The 23,046-nt window shown below is 63.9% G+C and carries 23 protein-coding genes and 1 pseudogene; 11 read left to right on the top strand and 13 right to left on the bottom strand.

The genetic code is table 11. From position 1 onward, the window contains the following. The first annotated feature begins 28 nt into the window (after positions 1–28). The 3 genes from A39O_RS0108200 to draG all read left to right on the top strand — a co-directional run bounded on the left by A39O_RS0108200 (position 29) and on the right by draG (position 1,712). Positions 29–313 carry a 2Fe-2S iron-sulfur cluster-binding protein gene (locus A39O_RS0108200; protein ID WP_020504197.1) on the top strand — a complete coding sequence of 95 codons (285 nt, stop codon included), beginning with the start codon at positions 29–31 and terminating at the stop codon, positions 311–313. 45 nt (positions 314–358) lie between these two features. Further along, complete coding sequence (locus tag A39O_RS0108195) at positions 359–709, top strand: 2Fe-2S iron-sulfur cluster-binding protein (RefSeq protein ID WP_020504196.1); 351 nt, start codon at positions 359–361, stop codon at positions 707–709. 61 nt (positions 710–770) lie between these two features. After that, entirely contained in the window at positions 771–1,712 is a 942-nt protein-coding gene (draG, locus tag A39O_RS0108190) for an ADP-ribosyl-[dinitrogen reductase] hydrolase (protein ID WP_020504195.1), read from the top strand. Positions 1,713–1,733: 21 nt separating this feature from the next. Here draG and A39O_RS0108185 read toward each other — a convergent pair whose 3' ends face one another. Together A39O_RS0108185 and A39O_RS32605 are read right to left on the bottom strand one after the other, a co-directional pair. Continuing rightward, positions 1,734–2,162: a bacteriohemerythrin gene (locus tag A39O_RS0108185; RefSeq protein WP_020504194.1), complete on the bottom strand. Its 429-nt coding sequence runs from the start codon at positions 2,160–2,162 to the stop codon at positions 1,734–1,736. A gap of 85 nt (positions 2,163–2,247) precedes the next feature. Further along, positions 2,248–3,135, bottom strand: a complete 888-nt coding sequence (locus A39O_RS32605; RefSeq protein WP_020504193.1) for an SIR2 family protein — start codon at positions 3,133–3,135, stop codon at positions 2,248–2,250. Positions 3,136–3,574: 439 nt separating this feature from the next. Here A39O_RS32605 and A39O_RS0108175 point away from each other — a divergent pair, with 439 nt between their 5' ends. Then, a complete protein-coding gene (locus tag A39O_RS0108175; protein WP_040527485.1) occupies positions 3,575–4,114 on the top strand; it encodes a hypothetical protein in 540 nt (179 codons plus the stop codon). Between the two features lie 272 nt (positions 4,115–4,386). Beyond that, a complete protein-coding gene (locus A39O_RS0108170; RefSeq protein ID WP_040527483.1) occupies positions 4,387–5,622 on the top strand; it encodes an AMP-binding protein in 1,236 nt (411 codons plus the stop codon). 54 nt (positions 5,623–5,676) lie between these two features. On the opposite strand, the gene A39O_RS0108165 is transcribed toward A39O_RS0108170, so the two are convergent. The 3 genes and pseudogenes from A39O_RS0108165 to A39O_RS0108160 form a co-directional block, all read right to left on the bottom strand. After that, positions 5,677–9,012: an EAL domain-containing protein gene (locus A39O_RS0108165; protein WP_020504190.1), complete on the bottom strand. Its 3,336-nt coding sequence runs from the start codon at positions 9,010–9,012 to the stop codon at positions 5,677–5,679. A gap of 20 nt (positions 9,013–9,032) precedes the next feature. Continuing rightward, positions 9,033–9,122, bottom strand: a pseudogene (locus A39O_RS43495) (uroporphyrinogen decarboxylase family protein); the annotation flags it as partial. Between the two features lie 106 nt (positions 9,123–9,228). Further along, on the bottom strand, positions 9,229–9,423 hold the full coding sequence (locus A39O_RS0108160; protein WP_020504189.1) for a hypothetical protein: 195 nt from the start codon (positions 9,421–9,423) through the stop codon (positions 9,229–9,231). A gap of 229 nt (positions 9,424–9,652) precedes the next feature. Here A39O_RS0108160 and A39O_RS0108155 point away from each other — a divergent pair, with 229 nt between their 5' ends. Together A39O_RS0108155 and A39O_RS0108150 are read left to right on the top strand one after the other, a co-directional pair. After that, positions 9,653–9,859 (top strand): hypothetical protein, encoded by a 207-nt coding sequence (locus A39O_RS0108155; RefSeq protein ID WP_020504188.1) that lies wholly within the window; start codon positions 9,653–9,655, stop codon positions 9,857–9,859. Positions 9,860–9,955: 96 nt separating this feature from the next. After that, a complete protein-coding gene (locus A39O_RS0108150) occupies positions 9,956–10,906 on the top strand; it encodes a 2OG-Fe(II) oxygenase (RefSeq protein WP_020504187.1) in 951 nt (316 codons plus the stop codon). Here the strand turns inward: A39O_RS0108150 and A39O_RS32600 are convergent, their stop codons facing one another. The 6 genes from A39O_RS32600 to A39O_RS32595 all read right to left on the bottom strand — a co-directional run bounded on the left by A39O_RS32600 (position 10,907) and on the right by A39O_RS32595 (position 17,844). Next, positions 10,907–11,407 (bottom strand): DUF29 domain-containing protein, encoded by a 501-nt coding sequence (locus A39O_RS32600; RefSeq protein ID WP_020504186.1) that lies wholly within the window; start codon positions 11,405–11,407, stop codon positions 10,907–10,909. It abuts the gene before it with no gap. Between the two features lie 163 nt (positions 11,408–11,570). Continuing rightward, positions 11,571–12,470, bottom strand: a complete 900-nt coding sequence (locus tag A39O_RS0108140) for a CoB--CoM heterodisulfide reductase iron-sulfur subunit B family protein (RefSeq protein ID WP_020504185.1) — start codon at positions 12,468–12,470, stop codon at positions 11,571–11,573. Positions 12,471–12,485: 15 nt separating this feature from the next. Next, positions 12,486–13,124, bottom strand: coding sequence for a 4Fe-4S dicluster domain-containing protein (locus tag A39O_RS0108135; RefSeq protein ID WP_020504184.1), 639 nt, complete (start codon positions 13,122–13,124; stop codon positions 12,486–12,488). Between the two features lie 50 nt (positions 13,125–13,174). Then, positions 13,175–15,460, bottom strand: coding sequence for a hydrogenase iron-sulfur subunit (locus tag A39O_RS0108130; RefSeq protein WP_020504183.1), 2,286 nt, complete (start codon positions 15,458–15,460; stop codon positions 13,175–13,177). Positions 15,461–15,463: 3 nt separating this feature from the next. Continuing rightward, positions 15,464–16,747: an FAD-dependent oxidoreductase gene (locus tag A39O_RS0108125; protein WP_020504182.1), complete on the bottom strand. Its 1,284-nt coding sequence runs from the start codon at positions 16,745–16,747 to the stop codon at positions 15,464–15,466. A gap of 296 nt (positions 16,748–17,043) precedes the next feature. Further along, positions 17,044–17,844: a DedA family protein gene (locus tag A39O_RS32595; protein ID WP_020504181.1), complete on the bottom strand. Its 801-nt coding sequence runs from the start codon at positions 17,842–17,844 to the stop codon at positions 17,044–17,046. A 59-nt stretch (positions 17,845–17,903) separates the two neighbouring features. Here A39O_RS32595 and cls point away from each other — a divergent pair, with 59 nt between their 5' ends. From cls to A39O_RS0108105, 3 genes are all read left to right on the top strand, one after another. Further along, positions 17,904–19,358: a cardiolipin synthase gene (gene cls, locus A39O_RS0108115; protein ID WP_245561831.1), complete on the top strand. Its 1,455-nt coding sequence runs from the start codon at positions 17,904–17,906 to the stop codon at positions 19,356–19,358. 35 nt (positions 19,359–19,393) lie between these two features. Continuing rightward, positions 19,394–19,588 carry a PH domain-containing protein gene (locus A39O_RS42625; protein ID WP_245561829.1) on the top strand — a complete coding sequence of 65 codons (195 nt, stop codon included), beginning with the start codon at positions 19,394–19,396 and terminating at the stop codon, positions 19,586–19,588. Between the two features lie 161 nt (positions 19,589–19,749). Then, positions 19,750–20,565: a TerC family protein gene (locus A39O_RS0108105; protein WP_020504178.1), complete on the top strand. Its 816-nt coding sequence runs from the start codon at positions 19,750–19,752 to the stop codon at positions 20,563–20,565. Between the two features lie 204 nt (positions 20,566–20,769). Here A39O_RS0108105 and A39O_RS32585 read toward each other — a convergent pair whose 3' ends face one another. Together A39O_RS32585 and A39O_RS0108095 are read right to left on the bottom strand one after the other, a co-directional pair. Next, on the bottom strand, positions 20,770–21,327 hold the full coding sequence (locus A39O_RS32585; protein ID WP_020504177.1) for a cyclic nucleotide-binding domain-containing protein: 558 nt from the start codon (positions 21,325–21,327) through the stop codon (positions 20,770–20,772). Between the two features lie 50 nt (positions 21,328–21,377). Next, positions 21,378–21,767 carry a thioredoxin family protein gene (locus A39O_RS0108095; RefSeq protein ID WP_020504176.1) on the bottom strand — a complete coding sequence of 130 codons (390 nt, stop codon included), beginning with the start codon at positions 21,765–21,767 and terminating at the stop codon, positions 21,378–21,380. 252 nt (positions 21,768–22,019) lie between these two features. Between A39O_RS0108095 and hemB the strand changes: the two genes are divergently transcribed. Next, positions 22,020–23,033, top strand: a complete 1,014-nt coding sequence (gene hemB, locus A39O_RS0108090; RefSeq protein WP_020504175.1) for a porphobilinogen synthase — start codon at positions 22,020–22,022, stop codon at positions 23,031–23,033. Positions 23,034–23,046: the final 13 nt, after the last annotated feature.

The raw sequence follows: 23,046 nt of genomic DNA, 5'->3' as shown, positions 1-23,046 counted from the left end.
TCCATCAATCAACCAGGAGTCTGAAACCATGGCAAAAGCCAAAATCACCTTTGAAGATATCAACCAGACAGTCAATGTCCCGGCCGGGACCCGGATCATTGAGATCTCCGAAAAGATCGGGGCCGGGATCATCTACGGCTGTCGGGAGGGCGACTGCGGCACCTGCATGACGCATGTGATCGAGGGCTGGAACAATCTGACCGAGCCCTCGGTGCTGGAAGAGAAGGTGCTGCGCGAGAACATGGCGAACCGGCATGACCGGCTCGCGTGTCAGGCCCAGATCCTGGGTGATTGCAAGGTCAAGCCGGCCTGATCGCCGGTATTCCCATCAATACACACCCGTTGCCGGAGTAGAATTATGGCACTCGTTACGTTTTCAAACCCTGACTATAAGGATAAGACGGTCTATGCCGTGGCCGGAAGCCACACCGAGACCCTGCTCAAGCTGGCCAAGGAGCATAAGGTCCCAGTTCATCATGATTGCCAGGATGGCGAATGCGGGAACTGTGTGGTGCGCGTCACGAGTGTGGACAACAAGAACCAGCGCATGGGCGGTCTGCTGACCGAGAAGGAAAAGGTGGTGCTGCGCCAGCTCGGGAAGATCAGCAAGGAAGACATCGACCAGATGGCAGTGGACGACATCCCATCCGAATGGCGCCTGGCCTGCCAGATGATCGTGCGTGACGAGGACCTCCTGGTGCAATACTGAGCAGGTCTGCCCCGGTCGTCGACCCATTCCGTCGACCCGTTCAACCAGTCGAGCAGAGCCGATGTTTGTTTTGGAACTGACAGCTGATCTGTCCGGGTCCGAGTGTTCGGCCGACGCGCTGCAAGCGCGGGCGGTCGGGGCCTACGTGGGGATGGCCGTGGGGGACGCCTTGGGCGCCACGGTCGAGTTTCTGACGCCGCGCGAGATCCATGAGCAGTTCGGTATTCATCAGGATATTCGCGGCGGCGGCTGGTTACGGCTGCGTAAGGGCCAGGTGACCGACGATACCGAGATGAGCCTGGCCTTAGGGACCGCGATCCTGGCCGAGGGGCGGGTGGAGGCAGGGGCCGTGGCGGCCGCTTTCAGCGAGTGGATGCGCGGCAAGCCGGTGGACATCGGTCATACGGTGCGCCGCGGCATCTCCCAGTACCGTCTGACCGGTGCGACACAGATGCCGGAGAACGACTACGATGCGGGCAACGGCGCCTGTATGCGGTCATTGCCAATCGCGCTGTGCACGCTGGGTGCCGAAAGCAGTCTGGTCGCTCAAGCCAATCGTATTCAGTCCCATACGACGCACCATAGTGCCGTGGGCGACACCGGGACGCTCACCGTCATCCGTATGGTGCAGGCCGCCTTACTCGGGGGCGATATGGGCCATCTCAAGGGTTTGGCCGAGGCGCTGGTGGCGGAGCAACCCCTCTATCGCTACGACCGGCGGCGCATGGAAAACCCCGGTGGTTTTCTGGTCGAGACCCTGCGGGCCGTATTTCAGGCACTGTTTGCCACCGACACCTTTGAGGGCGCGCTGATCGATGTGGTGAATCGCGGCGGCGATGCCGATACCACGGGCGCGATCCTGGGGATGATCGCCGGTGCGCTCTATGGATACGACGCCATTCCCCGACGCTGGCTGACGGCCTTGGAGCCTAAGGCGGCAATCGCCTGCCGCGATCAGGCGCGGGCCTTGCTGCGGATGTCGCCGCATTGCATGATGAAATGACAAGTGGACATGTTTCGCTGACTAGCGAACGATTTCTTGGGGTGGTGGTTTCTTGATCCGTGCGGTTCCCTTCAGATGCGCGGCGAGTGCGCTGTCCATGGTGGTGGTATGGCGCGCGAACCAGGCGGGGAGTTGCTGAGCCACAAAGGCCCTGGTCGCGTCGATGCGCCTCCCGTCGAGTGCCTGACCGAACGCATCCAATTCGCCGCGTAGCCGTGCATGTTCGTCCATGTGCTCTTGCATGGCCGGGAAGCCGCTCTGACGCATCAGCACCTCTTCATTGGCGAAGTGGGCGTGCGTGTGGTTGACGAGATCGGGATAGAGATAGGCGAAGGTGGCGTTGCCCGCATCGGCCATGCGGTTGAGCAGTTCCACCAGCTCACGATGCACATGGTCCATCGCGGGAATGCCAAGCAGGAAGCGGGACTCGAAATCGAGAATCAGGGGCATGGCATCTCCGGGTGCGCCGTGTTGACTGCCCCGCGGGCCGCGCGACGCGCGCCCGACTGGTGGCAACTGGATTCGTCTTGGTGTCTCAGGAGCCGATCTGCGGGCGGGTGTCGGCGTCGCCCGCTGCCGCGCGCGCCCCGGACTGCGCCGCCGCCAGCAGATCGGGGATATCCGCCGCAATGATCTCAATCCCCTGTCGGTCGCAGAACCGCTGTTCTTTCTCCGAGGGCTCCGGGATCAAGGCCCAACCGGCCGGCGCGCCTGCGCCGTAGATGATATCCGACATCACCATCCGTTCGGTATCCCGTAACAGACGCAACCCCAAGAAAACATACTGCCGGCCCTGCCGGTACGACTTGACGAATGACGGGATGGCAAAGCCGCCCATCAGTTCAGTGAGATAGTCCACGTAGTCGGCGTCCGAGGCGATAAAGACGGCATCCGGCAGCGGGCTGCCCATGGGTTTGAACAGCACCGGCAGCGTGGGATCGACCGCCTCCTGCGCGATTTCACGATAGGCGGCGCCGTCGTAGTGGTCGATGCGGAAGCGGTAATCGGTCCCGGCAACGCGGCTGATCCCGCGCACCAGGGTGTGGGGTACTCCGGCGTAGGAGGTCTGGAGTTGGGTGTCGCGGTTGGTGTCGATGACATAGCGCGGCAACAGGGAGGCGAGCCAGGCGTGGAGCGGGGCGCGGGTCCAGGTGCGTTCCGCATAGGTCGCGTTCAGGAAGCGGGTGATGGCGCCCCGCCCGCGTTTCAACTCGACGTTCATGGCGGCCCGCGGAAACTCCCACATGAGCTTTTCCGACATGGGTTTGCCATTGTTCATCGCGAGGATCAGGCTGTCGCTGTCCGCAGGCATCGGTTGGCCGGTGGCCGTGTCGGTCGCGCCGGTCAAGGCGCCGGGGCCGAGATAAGGGACAATGTCACCGCTACGGATGCCTTGCGCCAGTGTATGCAGTTGAGGATTCACCGGGGATTTCCTGTTTTTTGCTATTGTGGATTGTGAAATCACGCAAGACCGGTGCCAGTAATGTCGAACGACGTGCTATGTCTTGATCGCGCCGCTGCCCGGCGTCTGGCTGACCCGCTCTTGGTCTTGATCTCAGAGAGGTAAGGCGCCGCTGCGAGTTGCTTCTTCTGCGTGCCTGCGTGTCGCTGTGAGAGGATTTAAGACAGATGGGTCACGCCATGGGCTGAGGTGTCTCGCAGGTTACTTGACGTGCCTTGTCGCTTTTATTACAGGCGAGAACCAGGTCCAGGTCCGCAAGCATCCTGCGCTTGAACCGCGTAGGATGTATCAGGCCCACGCGTGGCGAGCCGGCGGCAGGCATCGCGGCGTTGATCGGGCGAAGCCATCCGCCTATCCGACTCCCGGCTTCCGAGCCCTTTTGCAGACCCTGTTCCACATCATGCGCTTTGACGTCAGCAACGACCAGATCAAACGAGCCAACGTGCCTCACGAGATCTTTCTGACCAACCTGATCGGCAACCACATTCTGATCACCGTTGGCGCCGGAGGTCTGGCGGGGTCGTTCCCCTGGGTGATGGCGATCATCCCCGCCATTTCATTCAGCCTGTTGGGTTACATTCTATGGCGGGCCAATCGGTCCAAGGCCAGCGACCCCTGGTATGTGATGTGTCACTGGCAGGTGTGCGCGCGCCGCAGTCGCATCTTTCTCTTCATGCTGCTGATGCTGCTTGTGTTCCTGGTGCTCGGCTGGGCGGCGCATACCTATGGCGGAATGATGAAGGAGGCGGTGATCGCCCTGGTCGTCGGAACCGGCATCCTGCCGGTGATGGTCACGGTGCTGGTGCTGGTTATCGTGGAATCCGACGCACTCTATCACGCCAACCAGGCAAAATTGCCGGCCTGGGTGGTCGAGCGGTTCCCCAACCCCGAGGCGCGGATTATTCCCGAGGAACGCTCGGCGCAACATCACGAAACCTGAGTCGAAGGCGATCCGTATCACATCCTATGCCAGCTCGCGCGGCCTTGATCGTCGTTCCGGCCAACGACTGCCTGTCCGCAAGTCGCGTAGCGACTGCGTGGGAGCGGCGTCCCGCCGCGACGGGGCCGGGCGCGCAGCCGCAGCGTTCGCGGTCACCGCGACACCGCATCGCGGCGGGACGCCGCTCCCACGAGGGACTGTCATCTTCCGGGGTGGCTTGATGTTCTTTCTAGGGCCGTTGCTCGATGTGGCCAGGCGCGTATGAGGTCATGATGTCGAAACCCTGGTGGGCACCTGCTCCGGTCTCGCGTCTGCTGTCGGACCTGATCACGGCGGAGGTGTCACGGTTGCGGCCCGGCCTGCTCGGGGTGCGGCGCGCGCCGGATGCGTGCCAGGGGCGGGGCGGGCAGGGGGGCGCCGGCTTGCATTCGGATCTCGGGGCGCTGGGTCTCGACTCGCTGGAGTTCTTGGATCTGGCGACGGCCGTCGTGGTCCAGTTTCACCTGCACGAGACCGGGCTCGATGATGCCCTGATGGCGGACGCTCGATTGGATCATTGGGTGGAAACGATCCTGCGCAGTCGGGCGCGCTGGGATGAGGCGATCAGCTTCCAGACCTCGGGGTCCACCGGCCGGCCGAAGATCTGTACTCATCGGATGGCTTTTCTGGAGCAGGAGATTGCTTTCTTTGCCGACCGGTTGCACGACCGGCGACGTCTCCTTTGCGCCGTACCCAGTCACCACATCTACGGCTTCCTGTTTTCCGTGATGCTGCCGGCCACCCTGGGCATCCCGGTGATCGACTTGCGTGACGCGCTGCCGGGCAGCGTGTTGCGACAGGCCCAGCCGGGGGACCTGCTGATCGGCCATCCGACTTTTTTTGACTTGGCGACACGCGGTCCGGTCTCGGTCGCTGCGGATATCGTTGCCGTTTCATCCACGGCACCTTGCCCCGAACCGGTCTGGCGGCGGCTCGGCGAGTCGGGGTTCGCCGCGATCATCGAGGTCTATGGTGCCTCGGAGACGGCCGGCATCGGTGAGCGGACGGCGCCGGATGCGCCTTTCCGGCTGTTGCCGCAGTGGTTGCGCGATAGCAGCTCAAACACACGCATCGCCCGCCTGTCCGCGGTTGGCGAGGCGGTGCTGACCGAGTTGCCGGATCAGGTCCAGTGGGTCGATGACGACCGCTTCCATGTTCTGGGACGGCGCGACGGCGCGGTGCAGGTCGGCGGGATCAATGTGTTTCCGCGGCGTGTCGAGCGTTGTATCCGCGAGCATCCGGAGGTTGCTGACGCACTCGTGCGTCTGGCCAGTGCCGAGCAGGGCGGACGGCTGAAAGCATTCGTCGTTCCAGGTGCTGGGTGTGCCGATCCGCAGCACCTGCCCGAGCGGCTTCACGCCTGGCTCGCCGAACGCTTAGCGCCCGCGGAGCGGCCCCGAACCATCACCGTCGGTGCGCAGTTGCCGCGGACGAGGCTCGGTAAGTCGACGGATTGGGATTTGCAGTAGGGTCCGCTGTGCGGACCAACGACCCGGCAGCCAACGACCTGGCCGGGATGATGATCAAGGCTTGATCGCTAACCACGCGGTCGCAAGCGCCTGTTCCGGCGGCACAGGACGTGACCAGAGATACCCTTGCCCCCAATCACAGCCGAGCTCGGTGAGCAAAGTCAGTTGCCGTTGCGTTTCGATGCCCTCGGCCACCACCTCTTTACCGATGGAATGCGCCATCGCGATCATGCCGGCGACCAGATTGCGGTCGCGCGGCGTCTCGACGCCGCGAATGAACTCACGGTCGATCTTGAGGCTGCTGATCGGCAGTTCACGCAGATAGGCCATAGAACTGAAGCCGGTTCCAAAATCGTCCAGCGACAATTTGATCCCTCCCTGATCCAGGATCTGCAGCGAGGCCTTCACGCTCGGTGTCATACGCAGCAGCAGGGATTCGGTGATCTCGATTTCGAGCAGATCCGGCGGTACGTCCGCCGCGTGCAGGTCCGCCAGCAACCGTCCTGAAAAAGAACGGGCCTCCAGGTCGGCGGCCGAGACATTGATGGCGAGCAGTGCGCCTTCGCTATCTTGTTCGAGCAGTTCGCGCAACAGCCGGATGGATTGGCGCAGCACGGCGGCCGTCACCGGGCGGATCAACCCGTTGCGCTCGGCCGCCGGGATGAAATCGCCCGGCATGATGAGATCGCCGGCCGCGGTGCGCCACCGTGCCAGCACTTCGAAACGTCGTTGCCGGCTCAGGGCGGCGATCGGCAGCTGCGGCTGGAGCAGGATTTCGATCGCGTCCATGGGCGACCGGCCGAGGATGGCGCGGTCGATTTCCAGCCGTTTCAGTGCCTGTGTTTCCAGGTTCTGATCGAATGGACGCGCACAGTTGCGGCCTTCGTCCTTGGCCCGGTAGAGCGCCAGATCGGCTTGCTTGAGCAGTTCGCCGGGGTCGGAGTCGGCGCCGCCGATGGCCAGACCGAGCGAACAGGTGATGGAGAAACTGTCGCCCTCGACGGTGATCGGCTGGCGCAGTGATCTGACCACCCGGACCGCTTGCGTGAAGGGATCATCGTCCGGCTGTTGCGGCAGCAGCAGCACGAATTCGTCGCCGCCGAGTCGGGCGGCCAGCCCATCGCCAGGCAAGACCGCGCTGATCCGCTCGGCCAGTGCGCACAGCAGGATATCGCCCTTGTCATGGCCAAGGGTGTCGTTGATGGTCTTGAAATGGTCGATATCCAGAAGCGCGACCGAGAAGGTGCGGCCATCGTGCCGACTCGACTCGATCGCCTCGGCCAGTGCCTCGCGGAAGCGTTCCCGATTCGGGAGTCCGGTCAGGGCGTCATGCAGGGCGCGATGGCGCATCTCCTCGCGTGACTGACGCAATTGGTCGCCTTGACGCGCCAGCGACTGGGCCAGCCGTTTGAAATGCGCCGCATTGGCGACGATCACTTGCTGGATCAGATTTTTCAGCGCCAGCCCGGTGGCCAGCGCGACCTTCGACCAGGGCCGCGCGTGATGGGTCCGTTCTTCTTGCCAGACCGTGAAGACTCGGTTCGGCCAACCGAAAGGACGGTCGCTATCCCCGCCGGAAAACGGCAGCGAGGCCGGATCGGCGCCCCAGTTCACGGCGTAGTTGGTGCTCCGGCGCCCGAACACCAGGATGTCCTCGCGCCGTTCGTCGACGAAGATGACCATGACACCGGCCAGCCGGTGCGGATAGATCGCGGCCGGCTCGAACTCGCCGGAGAGACAATCGGTGCTCCAGACGGGTCCGGGACGGGTTTGCAGAAAAACGAGCAACGCCGCGGTCGCGTCCGCCGACAAACCAAGGTCGTGCCCGATGAACAGTGGTTGGCCATGATGGTAGATCTGCACGGCGTCGGCGCCGATCAGGTCGCGCAGCAGTTGCTCTTTGCCGATGAAACTCTCGGGAAAGGGCTGCTCGATGTCGATCTCGCCGACGATCCGGTTGACCTCTGCCATGCCCAGTTCGCTGGCGTGATTGTGTTCGCGTTCCTCGACCAGGGCCAGCCGGGTCGAGAGCCAGCCGCCCAGTTCGATCAGCCGGCGGCGCGCATCGGCGGTCACCGGATGCGGGGCGCGATGATGAAAGATCAGCAGTCCCCAGAGTCGCTCTTCGAACATAAGAGACAGCGACATGGAGCCATTGACCGCAAAGCGTTTCAGATAGTTGCGGTGAGTCGGCGACTGGGCGCGCAGATGGGCGATGCCGATATCGATGGTGTCGGGGGCCAGTGTTCGGCTCAACAGCGGGACATCGGAGTGATCGCGGCTGGGGGCGTAGCGCAGCGGCGTTTCGCGATAGAGCGCACGCGCCTGGCGCGGGATGTCGGTCGCCGGGTAGCGCAGCCCCAGGATCGAAGGCCAGGCATCGGGCAGCAGACTCTCGGCGATCACGACCCCGTCGTCCTCGGCTTCGAACCGGTAGGCGACCACGCGCTCGAAGCCGCTCAGATGGCGTAGCGCCGCGACGGCCGCGCCGCAGACCTCGACCGCATCGGCGCAAGCGTGCAACCGCTGCTGAAAGGCCTCGACATCGAAACCGCGCAGACGCTCATCCATCGCCATTTCGCCGCAGGGCTCGACCTCCAACAACAGCCGATTGCGCCAGCGATGCAGTCGCACCTCGAGCGGCAGTTTGCCCATGGGTGCCGCTACGCGGAAAAAAGACGGACGAAAGGCGGCGGCGTCCGCGCCCGCCCCCAGACACGCGTGCAGATCGGCAGCGCCTGTCGTCAGGGCCAGACTCACCGGCGCGCCGAGCAATTGCTCTGGGTCCAGCCCGAGATACATGCCCGTGTTGGCGCTGCAGGCATCGATCTGCAACGTCTTGGGGTCGAGCACCAGCAGGCAGCCGAACGGCTGAATCAGGCCGCAGGTCGCAATCGGTTCCGCATCGCACTGGGAAAAATCGAACGAGGCCGCGGACAGACCGGCCATGGTTTCGCAAAACTTGCCGGAGATCAGGTCATAGGCCGCCTGTTCGTTGCGCGGGGGCAAGCGGCGTAGCGGCTCGACGACGATCCAGAATTCGCCCGGACGGTTGGAAGCGCGCATCGCAATGCGCACCTGCACCGGTCGCATCTCGAAATCGAATACGAACTCGAAGGTGGTGTTCAGGTTGCCGGTCAAAACTCCCCGGCGGAACCGTCCGTAGAATTCAGGAACGATGGTGCAGGGCGCCACGTCCGAGAAGAAGTTTCGCCCGATCACCGCCTCCGGTTCGCGATTCGTGATCTCGGCCTGCGACCGACTGTAGAAGAGAATGATCCCGTCGGTATCGACCCGGATCGCTCCGCAGGGCAGTTGGTTCAGTTGCTCCTCGGAGAGGGCGTCCAAGTGCTGAGGGTCGTGCAGGTCGATCGCGTCGTCGAAGTTCATGGATTGGTCGAGTCTGGTTAGCCTGTCGGACGCATCATCCAAACCGGCGTGTACTCCGTCGGCTGGCGGAGCAGTGCGCGCAATAGCGTATCGTTCTTCAGTGTGGACATGGAGATCTTCTAGGCTGTCACAGGGTTTCGATTCGATCAAGCGCTTGGGCGGGTGGGCTGCACGCGCGATGATCTGGTTGGTCCACCCCGCTTCACAGAGACACCTTCATTCGGCCTTGACGACCGGCGCTGCCAGCCAGTCCGGCAACTCGCGCGTCCCTGCGTGTTCGATGATGTACTGCCGGATCAGTTTGCGAACGACCTGCGAGGGGGTAACGTCTTGTTGCGCGCAGATTTCCTCGAAGATCCGCTTCTTGACGGGATCGATCAGGATCGTAAGGCGGGCGGTACGGTTTTCCATGGGTCGTTGGTTAAGGTGTTTGATGAGTGTTAGATGATACTTGCATTATCATATAAATACCATGTAGCATCAGTTTCAGACAGTACAACAAACGGCTATCTGCGTGTCTGTAGAGTCCGCGGGCTCCGGTTCGGACAAGCGTCAGGAGGGTCGCGATCATGTTCACCCTGTTGCGTTCGTTAGTGGTCACTTGCAGCGGAATAGAGAGAGCAAGTAAACGAGGTGTTCAATGTTGGAAAATATTCAATCTGCGATCCTGCTGAAACTGATGGACGGCGGAGATACCACAGTCAGTGAGACGGCCACATGGCCATCCGCCCTGCGTGAGTCACTGCGGATCCTCGTGTGGGATTTGTATGTGGTTCTGCGTGAGGGGCATTACGAGATCACACCCGAGGGCATCATCGAGTTGCGGAGACTTCAGCGTCTTAGGTAGGGTCCGGCATCGCGCTCTGCGCTATCCCGGGCGATATAGGGAACCGTTCACGACGAGTGTTCCTGTCGATTCTCACCCTACCGCGGAGGGACCTCCTTGCTCGCCAACCCTGTCCACCATCGGCACCCCTATCCCTTTTTCACCGTGGAGCCGGCATTTTCGCCCGCGGTCTGTGCTTGTCTGGAGGGGCTCTTCGATCAAGATCTGCCTTGGCGTGCGCATGGCGGCTCATTCTACGAGGTCCGCAATTGCGACCTGACCGAGCGGATCGACCCGAGCTTGCTCGCCGCGGTGGTCGAGCGTATGCGCATCCTGACCGGGCTGCCGCTTACCGCACGGGTCGCGGTTACCGCGCAGACCATGGCGCCGGGCCAGCGGATCGGGGTCCATAGCGACCGGCCGCTGGTGGGCTTCGAGGCGGTCCGACTGGTGGCGCAATGGAACAGGGGTTGGCAGGCGGAGGATGGCGGTGTCCTGCAGGTGCATGATGACGCGGCCGGTACCCGTGTCTGTGCGTCTGCGGCCCCGCGGTTCAACAGCGCCTTGGGCTTCATCATGCATCCGGGTTCCTACCACTCGGTGACTGAAACGGCCAAGCCCAGGCGTACGCTGGTCTTCAACTTCTGGCATGTCGGCAACAGCCCGGCGCTGGGCGATGCGGTGAAAGCGCTGTTCGCGCACATGCAATTCGGCGAACTCCCGAGCCTGCTGGACCCGATCCGCGTCGAGGCGGAGCAGTCCCTCCCGGAAGAGCACACCTACCGGGCACTGGTCGTCGCAACCGCCCTGCAGCGGTGGGGTTTGCCGGAGGGGGTCATCCGCGACGGCTACCAGGCTGCCGCCTTTCCTGCGGAAGCGCCGGGCATCGACTCAGCCGCCGCGGCCGCCATTGCCCTAGCCCAGTGGGCTGCACAACTGTATGTTGATGACTTTGATCTGGCGCACTGGCAGCGGTTGAACGTCGCTTTGGCATCGCTGCGATCGACTGACCGCGCGTCGCTTGCGGCCTTTTGGGAGATCGCTTTTCCCGGTTCACGTGGGCCATGATCACGGGTGATCGCTGTGGCTGGCCCGGCGATCATGGCCCACCGGATAATAGTCCTCGTCGAGAATTTCCGACTCGCCATACGGACAGACCGCGGGAAAGGTCGTACTGGGCAACTGGCTTTCTTTGCTGGCCAGCGCGACGGCATCCGCATAGGCTTCAGCGATGATCTCCACCAGGATCGCCCGCAAGCCTGGGGTCTTTTTCAGGCGCTTGGCGATCCGGTCGCGCTGTTCGATGATGGTGGAGCGCCAACTCCGGCCGTCGAACTCGCGCCACTTATCCGCCAGCTGCGGCAGTTGATAGTCCCACTTCAGCAGGTGGGCCAGCAGAATTGTCAGGCGGTTCTCCAATTCGCGCTGCTCGCTCTTACCCATGTCATCGAGCTCTTCCAAGAGGTGCGCCGTATCGAGCGCGTCATAGTTGCCGCTGCGCAGTAATTCGGCGTTACGCTGCGCCCAGGCCGAGTAATCGGTGTGGTACAGGTTGCTGAGTTCAGTCATGGCATCAACTCTCGGGCCTCGATCAAGATTCCGGCCACTTGGGCTCGCCGGGTGCGTCGTCAGGCCATCCTGGCCTGACACGGTCAGGGCTGGAAGCCCTGACTACGCACGCCGTTGGCCGGGATTACGATCAAGGCCAACTCTCGGAAGAGTCGGCTTGCGGCTACTTCGCCGCCAGCGCATCCAGCGCCTTGGCCGGGATGATCTGCCCGTTCAGCGCCGCATCCTTGGCCGAGCGCCCATAGGCCACCGCCATCAGGGTTGAGTAATAGACCACCGGCATCTGGAACTTGGTGCCGTAGGTCTGGTTGATCTGATCCTGGTAGACCTCGACGTTCATCTGGCACACCGGACAAGGCGTCACGATCAGGTCGGCGCCGTGGTCGTAAGCCGCCTCAATGATGCCCTTGACCATCTCCTGGGACTTCTCCGGTTCCGAGAAGGCCAGTGCTCCGCCGCAGCATTGGACCTTCTTTTCATAGTCCGGAATGGAGTCGCCGCCGAGCGTCTCGACCAGCTTGTCCAGGTATTTGGGGTTCTCGTAGGACTCGCCGGCGATGCCGAATGGGCGGTTGGTCTGACAGCCGACATAGCCAGCGATCTTGATGCCTTCCAGCGGCTTCTTGACCCGCGCCTTGAGTGCGTCATAACCCAAGTCTTCGATCAGCACCTCGGCCATGTGCTTGATCGGTGTTTCATTGCGCAGCTTGAGACCGGCTTCGGCCAGTGCCGTGTTGCATTCGGCCAGCAGCGACTGGTCCTCGTGCAGCCGTTCGGCGGCCTCGCGGGTGGACAGCCAGCAGGCGGCGCAGGTGGCGACGATGTCCTGACCGGGGTGATGCTGCTCGCTGAGCGCGATGTTGCGTGCCGAGAGTGTGAGCCGCGGCAGTTCGCCGCCGCCGGCATAGCCGATGGAGGCGGCACAGCAGTTCCAGTCGGGGATCTCGTTGAGCTGGACCTCCAGCTCCTCGCACATGGTCTGAACCGAGATCAGATAGTTGGATGAGGAGGCGCCCTTCTGGGAGGAGCACCCGGGGTAGAAGGAATATTCGCGCTTGGCCATGGATGGGTCCTCTACTCAGGCGCCCGCGGGCGGGCCGTTTTGGGCAATGCGGGCATCTTCCAGTTCCTGCGCTTTTTTCAGCACCTTGTGGAAGCCGGCCAAGTCCTTGACGGCATGGCCGCCAAAGGCTTCCTTGGGGTTCATCCGCCCGGTCTTCATCATCGCCATGCCGAGCTTCTGGTTCTTGAGCGCGACCTTGATGCCATCGCCGAAGCCGTTCATGAAATAGAGCGCGAGGCCGAGCTTCAACTCATTGATGCGCCCTTTGACCATCAGATTGTCCCAGAACATCTGGGCAAACTTGGCCGTGGGGTTGGTCTTGGGCACCAGACCCAGACGCTTCGCATAGTGCGCCAGACCGTGCATGATGTGGGTGATCGGCAATTCCCGCGGGCAGCGCACGATGCAGTTGTAGCAGGAGGTGCACATCCACACCGATTCGGACTGCAACACCGCCTCGCGCTTGCCGGCGCGAATCATCATAAAGATCTCCTGGGGCGGATGCTCCCAGAACTTGCCGAGCGGGCAGGAGCCGGAGCACACGCCGCACTGCATACACATCTTGACCCATTCACCCTCCTCGACATTCGCTTCAACCTCCTTTAAGAAGCTGTTGCGATACCGCTCGATCATCGCCGTATTCAGTTCGCCCATGAGACGCTCTCCGCAAATTTGTTCTAAACCTGAAATAATTCAAATTTTTACTAAAATTTGAATGGGCTCATGCCGATCCGCGTGATGGTTTCGGCCATCTCGTTGAGGATCGCCGGGGCGCGTTTCAGGTCGGTGATGGCAACCTCATGGACCGCCACCCGCTCGGTTTCCAGGTTCAACTGGGTGAGGGTGTCGCCGACCTTGGAGAGTCGCTCGGCCGCCATCGCGGAACCGCGCACGAAATGACACTGATAGTCGTCATCACGGCGGCAGCCCATGAGCACAATGCCGTCATAGCCGGAGTTGAGCGCATCCGTGACCCACGAGAGGCTGACCGACCCCAGACAACGCACCGGGATGACGCGCGCGAAGGGGGTGATGTGTTCACCCGATTGCGCGGCCATGTCCAGCGCGGGGTAAGCGTCGTTTTCACAGGCCAGACACAGGATGCGCGGCTTTTCGGAGAACTCGTCCGGGACATCCACGGCCTTGAGCTGCTGGCCGACGGTGTCCACCGAGTAGTTGTCGAAGGAGATGACACGCACCGGACAGGCGCCCATGCAGGTGCCGCAGCGGCGGCAGCGCGACTCATTGAACTGCGGGTAACGCTGCTCGTCCTCGTTGATGGCGCCGAACGGGCATTCCACGGTGCAGCGCTTGCACTGGGTACAGCCTTCCTTGCGGAAGCGGGGGTAGGAGAGATCGCCAACCCGCGGGTGAGCGGCGGAGCCGCGCGCGGCGTTCTCCAGTGACTGAATCGCCTTCATGGTGGCGCCGACCGCGTCGTCCATCGCCTGTTTCAGGTCCATCGGGCGGCGCACCGGACCGGCGGCATAGATGCCGGTGCGGCGGGTCTCGTAGGGGAAGCAGATGAAATGGCTGTCGACGAAGCCGTGCTTCAGGTGCGGCAGGTCCGTGCCCTGGCGGTAGTCGAGATTAAGGATCGAGGGTGGGGCGACCGCCAGCGCGGCGCGGGCAGCGGCCTTTTCTTCCTCGGTCGGGGCCTCGTCGACCGCAAGCTGGGCATAGGGGTCGGGGCCGGTGTTGGGCACCTGGCCGGTGGCGAGTACCACCAGATCGCAGACCATCTCGGTGTCTTCGTTGAGGATCAGGTCTTTGAACTTGACCCGCAGGTCGCCGCCCGCGGCGACGACCGCGGACGCCTGGCCCTTGGTGAAGGTGACCATGGCCTGCTGACCGGACCGATAGAAGTCTTCACCGGCGGCACCTGGGGTGCGCAGGTCGTCGAACAGGATGGTGGCGTCGCAGCCCGGGTTCTGCGCCTTGAAATACATCGCCTGTTTGATGGACTCGGTGCAGCAGAAGCCGGAGCAGTAGGGCAGATGGCCGGCGTTGCTCGAACGCTGGCCAGCGCACTGGATGAAGGCGACGGACTTGACCGCGCGGCCGTCCGACGGGCGTTTGATGACGGCGCCATTGGCCTGCTTGGCGAGCCGTTCGAACTCGAAATTGGTCAGCACGTCCGGCGTCGTGCCGTAGGCGAACTCGGGGAGTTGATTGGCATCGTAGGGCTTGTAGTCGGTGGCCTGAACGATGGCGCCGAAGTTCTCGGTCAGGGTGCGGCCCGACTCCATGCTGAGGTCGGCTGAAAAACGCCCCGGCGCGCCGGACGTTTTGGTGATCTTCGCGTTCAGGTGCACCGTGATGCGCCCGTTGGCCATGACCTGTTCGATCAGGTCATCCAGGCCCGGGTCCTCGGGTTGGGGCAGGTCGACATCGTTGCCGCCGGGCACATCGAAGGCCGCGGCGCGGAAGGGGACGCGCTTGTAGAGATCCTTCCAGACCCCGCCCAGCACCGGTTCGTCACACACCAGATGCACCGGGTAGCCGGCCTTGGCCGCCTCGACCGCCGCGGTCATGCCGGTCATGCCGCCGCCCACCACCAGCAGGGTCTTGTTCAACTCCTGCTCGCCGGACGACTCCGGTACGGTCATGAACTTGATCTCGGCCGCCGCCATGCGGATGTAGTCGTCCGCCATCTCCTGGGTGGTCTCCTGGTGCTCATCGCCTTCGGGACGCGCCCAGATCACGCCCTCGCGCAAATTCGCGCGTGACATGGCGACGGTCGGAAAGCTGAAGGCCTCGACCTTGGAGCGCCGCGAACAGGCGGCGATCATGATGTGAGTGGCGTTGCCCGCATCGATGTCGTCCTGAATCAGCTTGACGCCCTCGGCGCCGCACAGCATCGGGTGTTGTTTGACGCTCGGCAGTTTGCCCTCGCGGGTCGCCACGGCCTGGAGCTGTTTGGCATCCAACCGCTCGCCGATGCCGCACCCGGTGCAGATGTAACCGGCTAGTTTTTTCTCGGCTGCCATGGCTTAAACCTCCGCTCGGGCAACGCTGTTGACGACCTGGATGGCGCGCAGCGCCGCCCCGGTGGCATGTTGGACCGCCCGGTTGACATCGAGCGCATCGGCGGCACCGCCGGCGGCGAAGACTCCGCCATTGGCGCTATCGGTCTCGATGAAGCCCTCGCGGTTGAGGACGATGGGCACCGGGAAACTGGCCGGGTCCACGGAGGGCTCCATGCCGATGGCGAGCACGACCAGGTCATGGGGTTCGGCGAACCGCTGGTAGCCCTCGGTGTCCACGCCATGGACGACCGGACTGCCGTCTTTGTCCTGGGTGATGGAGGCCGGTTTAGACTTGATGAACCTGATGTTCTGGTTGGCGCGGACTTTTTGATAGAAGTCCTCGAAGCGGTCGATGGCGCGCAGGTCGATGTAATAGACGTTGATCTGCGCGTCCGCGCCAAAGGCGTCGATCACGTAAGTGCACTGCTTGAAGCTCGCCATGCAGCAGATCCGCGAGCAGTGCAGCAGGTGGTTGCGGTCGCGCGAGCCGGCGCACTGGATGAAGGCGACTTTCTTCGCCTCCTTGCCGTCGGAGGGGCGCACGAGCTTGCCGCCCGTGGGGCCGGTGGGGTCGGCCATGCGCTCGAACTCGACGCTGGTGATGACATTGGCGAAGCGGTCGTAGCCGTAGGGCTGGATCTTGGCCGCGTCGTAGGGCTTCCAGCCGGTCGCCCAGATCACCGCGCCGCAGGGGAAGTCGATGGTTTCTTCCTGCATCTCGAGATCGATGGCGTCGTAGCGGCAGGCGGCCTTGGCCCGCTCGGCGTCCGGTGTGCCGATGATGGCCGGATCCAGGACATAGCGCGCCGGGTGCGCCATGCGGTAGGGCAGGTAGGCGCCCTTGCGCTTGCCGAGTCCGTAGTTGTACTCGTCGTCGAACTCCGCCGTGACCGCCTTGGCGCAGTCACCGCAGGCGGTGCAGTTGGCGTTGACATAACGGGGGGAGAGTTTGACGGTCGCCGTGTAGTTGCCCTTCGCGCCCGTGAGTCCGGTGACCTCGGCCATGGTCAGGATGGTCAGGTTGGGGTTCTGCTTGGCGCGGCGTTGATTGATTTCCAGCCCGCAGGTTGGAAAACAGAGCTTGGGGAAATACTTGTAGAGCTGGGAGACACGGCCGCCCAGGTAGGGACGTTTCTCGACCAAGACGACGCGTTTCCCGGTCTCGGCGGCTTCGAGCGCAGCGGTCATCCCGCTGATGCCACCGCCGACCACCAGGATGGTCTCGTTGGTTGCGACAACTGCCGTCATGGAACTTCCTCCGTCTTCGCGGACAGGGCAGGGGAACGACGGTAGCGGCGCGTGGTGCGGGCGGTCGTTCGGGGGTGTATCGGACCTTGCCGGGTCCGAATATCGGAAGTCGCTAAGATACCTGCGCAACCGCACGGCGGCTAGGGCGGGGACCAATTAACTCCATCGCAATTTTCGATGGTTTGATAGAGCGGTGTTATCACCTTCCGACCTGATATCCGGACAGACCCTTGATGTAGGGGCGGGTTTGAAACCCGCCCCGACGTCCGGTTCTCACGTCCGACGGCTATATCGCCTCAGGTTTTTGTTGCCAAGCCGCGATACCAGCGCCAGAACAGGATGATCAGGCCGGCCGTGACGACCAGGGTTGCCCCAAGCACCCACGGATTGAGCTGACGGATGACCACGAGGATGCCGTGCAGGTTTTCGTCCAGATAGTAAATTCCGAGGGCCCAGGTGCCCGTCCACAGGGCGGCGCCCAGTGCGTTGAACAGCGCGAAGCGCGGCCAGGGCATTTCCAGAATACCCGCGGCGATGCCGTTCAACTGGCGTGGTCCGTCGAAGAACCGGGCCAGGACGATCAGCCAGCCGCCCCAGCGGGCGAAACCCGCCTCCACCCGTTCCAGATGCCGGTCGCTCACGCGCAGCCGGCGCAGCAAGGCGCGCCCGCCCCAGCGTCCGATCAGGTAGCCGAGGGTGTTGCCGACCGTGGCCGCCAGGAAAGCCGCCGCCAGCAGCCAGCCGATCTGCAATTTGTGGGTGGTCGCCGCGTCGGCGGCGGCGGCCATCAGCAGGGTTTGGCCAGGCGTCGGGATGCCGACCCCCTCCAGACCCACGGCCAAGGCGACTGCGCCGTAGCCGTAGCGGTCGAGCCAGGGCTGGACCTCGGCGATCTCGTGTTTGATCTCCTGCGTCACGCGGCGGGCGAGCGGCTCGGCCGGCGCCGTCACTGCCGAGACAGTGTCCGCAGGTCCAGTGACCAGCGGGATGGAAGCCGGTGCGGCGGTTGCCGCGGCACCGCTCGCGCACCCGACCAGGAAGAGCCAGGTCAGGGTCAGGTGAAAGACCAAGCGGATCGTCGGGCTGTGGTTGTGCATAATTCGGGTCACCGATGGTCAATGCCGCCTGCGCAGTGCGGCAGGCGAGGCGTCTCTTGTTGGAACACGATGTTATCCTGGCTGCCGGCAGTGCGCTGCTCCTGATCCATACGCTGGGGATCTTGTCCGCGATCCATGCGGTGGCCGGGGTGCGCACGCCGCAGGGCGCCATCGCCTGGGCGGTGTCCCTGGTGACCTTCCCCTATCTGGCCCTGCCGCTGTACTGGATCTTCGGCCGCGACCGCTTTCAGGGCTACCTGGACCCGTTGCGGGCCCTGACCCTGGCCGGGGCGGATCAGCGGGTCGCCGGTTTGTTGCGGACACTGGCGTCGGTGCGGGCCGAACTCCCTGCCGAACGCGCCGCGGAGTTGGACGTGCTCGCGCAACTCGGCGGTACCCCCTTCACCAGCGGCAATGTACCGACGCTGTTGGTCGACGGGGACGCCACCTTCGCCGCCATCTTCGCCGCGATCGAGTCGGCCGCACGCTGCTGTCTGGTGCAGTTCTTCATCGTCAAGGATGATGATCTGGGCCGTCGGCTGCAAGCACTGCTGATGCGCAAGGCCGCCGCCGGGGTACGGGTCTACCTGCTCTACGATGAGATCGGCAGCCATGGGCTGCCCCGAGCCTACCTTGCCCCGCTGCGTGCTGCCGGGGTCGCGGTGTCGGCCTTCCACAGCACCCATGGTCGGCGCAACCGCTTCCAGCTCAATTTCCGCAATCATCGCAAGATCGTGGTGGTGGACGGTCACACCGCCTTTGTGGGCGGTCACAACGTGGGCGATGAGTATCTGGGCCGCGGCCCGCTGGGCCACTGGCGCGATACCCACCTGGGTTTGCAGGGGCCCGCCGCCCAGGCGCTGCAACTGGTCTTCGCGGCCGATTGGTACTGGGCCACCGGAACCAGCCCCGAGTTGATGTGGGGACTGGCGCCGCCGCCGGACCGCCCCGGCGAGGCGGTCGCCGCACAGGCGGTGCTGGTCTATCCCACCGGACCGGCGGACGACCTCGATCGGTGCTCGATGTTCTTCCACCAGGCGGTTGTCGGGGCGCGGCGCCGCGTGTGGATCGCCAGCCCCTATTTCGTACCCGATGCCGCGGTCTTTGCGGCCCTGCAACTGGCGGCCCTGCGCGGTGTGGATGTGCGTGTCCTGCTTCCCGAGAAACCGGATCACCTGCTGGTCTACCTGGCGTCCTACGCGTTCCTCGCGGCGGCGGACCGCACCGGTATTCAAATCTATCGATACCAGGATGGTTTCACGCATCAGAAAGTCGTGCTGGTCGACGACGCGGTATCCAGCATCGGCAGCGCCAATCTCGACAACCGTTCGCTGCGGCTCAACTTCGAGATCACCGCGATCGTGGTGGATCGGGGCCTGGCCGCCGCGGTGCACGAGATGCTGGAGGAAGACTTCCGGCGGGCGCGTCGCGCCGGCGCGGCCGACCTCACGCAACGGGGGTGGGCCTTCCGTTGGGCGGTGCGCGCGGCGCGGTTGCTGGACCCGATATTATAGCTGCCGAGGCGCGCGGCACTTCACCCTGTCGACGCTTGCTGCTAGTATCCGCCCCGGTTCGGGCCGCGCTGCCGTTACGGACTCTGCAAGTCAACCAGAGCCTGATGCAGCGCATGCTCGACATCGGTGATCTGACGATTTTCACCACCGGCGATCAACCCGAATTGGCGATGCGCGGTCTGCCGAACCCCGAACGGATCCGCTCGCTGGTGCAGGGCCGGGGCGCCTGATCCAGCGGCTCCAGCCGCCGGGCGACCCTGGTCTCGACCACGGCGCCGACGTCAGGCGATTTCAGTCAATTCCGGCAATCGCCCGGGTGCGCATTCAGCAACCCCTGATCCGCTCGATGCTCCGCTGCATCGCTTGAGTCGGGCACACAGAGGCATACCGCATGTTCGAATGGATCGCGAGCCCCGAGGCCTGGATTTCGTTGGTCGTCCTGACCGCGCTCGAGATCGTTCTGGGGATCGACAACATCATCTTCCTGTCGATCCTGGTGGGTCGCCTGCCGGCGGTACAGCGCAACCGGGCACGCATCCAGGGGCTGGCCCTGGCGATGATCACCCGCATTGCGCTGCTGCTGTCCCTCGCGTGGATGATGCGCCTCACCGAGCCCATGTTCACCATCATGCCGGAGTTTGCCGCGACGCTACAGGACGTGCACCTGCGTGATGCCCTGGCCGTCTCCGGACGTGACCTGATCCTCGTCTTCGGCGGCCTGTTTCTGTTGTGGAAGAGTGCCGATGAGATTTTCGACAGTCTCGAGGGGGATGAGCACACCTCCGAGGTGCACGCCCCCTCCCGTTACTGGATGGTGCTTGCCCAGATCGCCATCATCGACATCGTGTTCTCGCTGGACTCGGTGATCACCGCGGTGGGGATGGCGCAGCATGTGCCGGTCATGGTGATCGCCATCATCATTGCAGTCGGGGTCATGATGATGGCCGCCAAGACCATCGGCGATTTCGTGGAGGCCCATCCCAGTATCAAGATGCTGGCCTTGAGCTTCCTGATCCTGGTGGGTGTGGTGCTGATCGCCGAGGGCGTGGGGCAGCACATCCCCAAGGGTTACATCTATTTCGCGATGGCCTTCTCGGTGGCGGTGGAGATGCTCAACATCCAGGTGCGCAAGCGGCGCGCGGCGGCGCTGGATCCGGTGCACCTGCGCGGGGAGCCGCATGCGGCCGCGGATGAGGGCGTGAACTGAGGGGCTGCCGGTCGTTGTCGTTGTCGTAATCGCGTTGACGATACCAGCGGGGGCGCGCTCGCGCCGCGTCGTTTCGCGGTCCTTAGATCATGAATCGAAACGCGAGAGTCATAACATTCGGACGTGATAACCGGACGTAGGGGCGGGTTTCAAACCCGCCCCTACACCAAGGGTCTGTCTGGATATCAGGCACGAAGGCTACACTCAGACGTAGGGAGTCTCGCAGGACGCCGCGGCGACATGATGGCGATCCGCGTGCCCGGCGGGGCCGCGATGGCGGAACAGCAGGGCTTCGGTCTGGCGCAGGCGGCGACTCAGTTCCCGCGCCAGATTCATCATGATCAGGGTGAATGATTCAGGATCGGCCGCGTAGAGCTGATAGAGCAGGGCGTTGCCGATCCCCAGCGCGAGACAGTCCTCGGCCGCACGCACGCCGGCGCTGCGCGGGTAGAGGTCGATCAAGGCCATCTCGCCAAAGCAATCGCCAGGTCCGAGTCGGCCGATGACCTCCGCCCGTTCCCCAAGTGCGCGGTGGACCTCCACGCGGCCCGAGCGCAGCACGTACATGGTCTCGCCGCGATCTCCCTGACGGAAGAACCAGTGTCCGGCCGGCGTGATCACCCGCTCGGCCCGCGTATTCAGGTAGTCCAGTGCCCGGTCAGGGACGGCGCCGAAGATGGGCATGTCGCGCAGCAGGGCCAGTTCATCCGGCACATTCGGGACTGCTTGGTTCGAACCGGACGTCGCGGCGTTGCTCGGCATCGGTGTCTCCTGGTCAGACCGGCGCTACGCAGGCGCCGCGCGGCCGGCGTTCAGCGCGGGTGACCATTGCTGTCCGCCGGGGCCGTCAGGTGTTCGCGCAGCCAGTCCCGGATCTGATGGGTGGAGCGCGCCCCGCTGAAACGTCCGCGTTCCTCGCCGTTCTCGAACAAGATCACGGTCGGGAAGCCGCGCAGTGAATAGCGGCCGGCAAGGCGCATATTTTCGCCCTCGTCTACCTCCAGTTTAGCTAGCCGGATGGCGCCGTCCAGTTCCTTGACGACGCGCTCCAGGTGGGGCGACAGGGCATGGCAGGGTGTGCACCAATCAGCCCAGAAATCGACCAGGATCGGGTGCTGCCGGGAGGCCTCGATGACCGCGGACTGAAACCGGGTCAGGTCGGTGTCGAAGATCGGGGGACTGGTATCTGATTGAAGCAACATGCGTGTTCTCGGACTATAACCAACCAACAGCCGATTGTATCAGCACCACCGGGGGGCGGTGGTCGTTCTCTCCCATTGCGGATGGGTTTCGACCCGCGCGGCCCAGTCGGCGCACTGCCGCGATCGAGCGCGGATGTCGGTTGCCATCGCGGACGGGGACGACGAACCTGCTTGGACCCAGGCTGCGTCTAGGCTATGGTAGTTGCCCCGAGCGGCGGGGGCCGTTCGCTCACCATTTGGAGATTGCTGATCATGTCCCTACTCGACACGCCGCGTGCCGGCTACCCCCTGACCCGCATGCGCCGTATGCGCCGCGATGCATTTTCGCGGCGCCTGATGTGCGAGACCACGCTGACTCCCAATGACCTGATCTACCCGGTGTTTGTGCTCGAAGGCACGGGCGTCCGGGAGCCGGTGGCGTCCATGCCGGGGGTGACCCGGCTGAGCATCGACCTGCTGGTGGCCGAAGCGCGCGCCATTGCCGCACTGGGGGTTCCCGCCATGGCGCTGTTTCCGGTGACGCCGGCGTCGGCCAAGTCCGAGGATGCCCGCGAGGCCTTCAACCCGGACGGCCTGGCCCAGCGCGCGGTGCGTGCCGTGAAGGACGCGGTGCCGGAGTTGGGGGTCATCACCGATGTGGCCCTGGACCCCTTCACCACCCACGGCCAGGACGGGCTGATCGACGAACAGGGCTACGTGGTCAATGATCCGACCGTGGACGTGCTGGTCCGTCAGGCGGTCTCACACGCGGAAGCCGGGGCCGATGTCGTGGCACCGTCCGACATGATGGACGGGCGGATCGGCGCCGTGCGTACCGCCCTAGAGGCGGAGGGCTACATCCACACCCGAATTCTCGCCTATTCGGCCAAGTATGCCTCCAGTTTCTATGGTCCGTTCCGCGACGCGGTCGGGTCCGCGGCGAATCTGGGCGGCGGCAACAAGTACACCTATCAGATGGATCCGGCCAACACCAACGAAGCCCTGCATGAGGTGGCGCTGGACCTGGAGGAAGGCGCCGACATGGTCATGATCAAGCCGGGGATGCCGTATCTCGACATCGTGCGGCGGGTCAAGGATCAGTTCGGCGTCCCCACCTTCGTCTATCAGGTCAGCGGCGAGTACGCGATGCTCAAGGCGGCGAGTCAGAACGGCTGGCTCGATGAGCGCGCGGTGGTACTCGAGGCTCTGCTCGGCATCAAGCGCGCCGGGGCCGACGGGATCCTGAGCTACTACGCCAAAGACGTAGCGCGCTGGCTGGCCGAGTGAGTTCAACCGCACC

The sequence above is a fragment of the Lamprocystis purpurea DSM 4197 genome (assembly GCF_000379525.1).
Lineage (GTDB): Bacteria > Pseudomonadota > Gammaproteobacteria > Chromatiales > Chromatiaceae > Thiodictyon > Thiodictyon purpureum.
The sequence above is the reverse complement of the archived record's forward strand: the minus strand, read 5'-3'. Positions and strand labels throughout refer to the sequence as shown.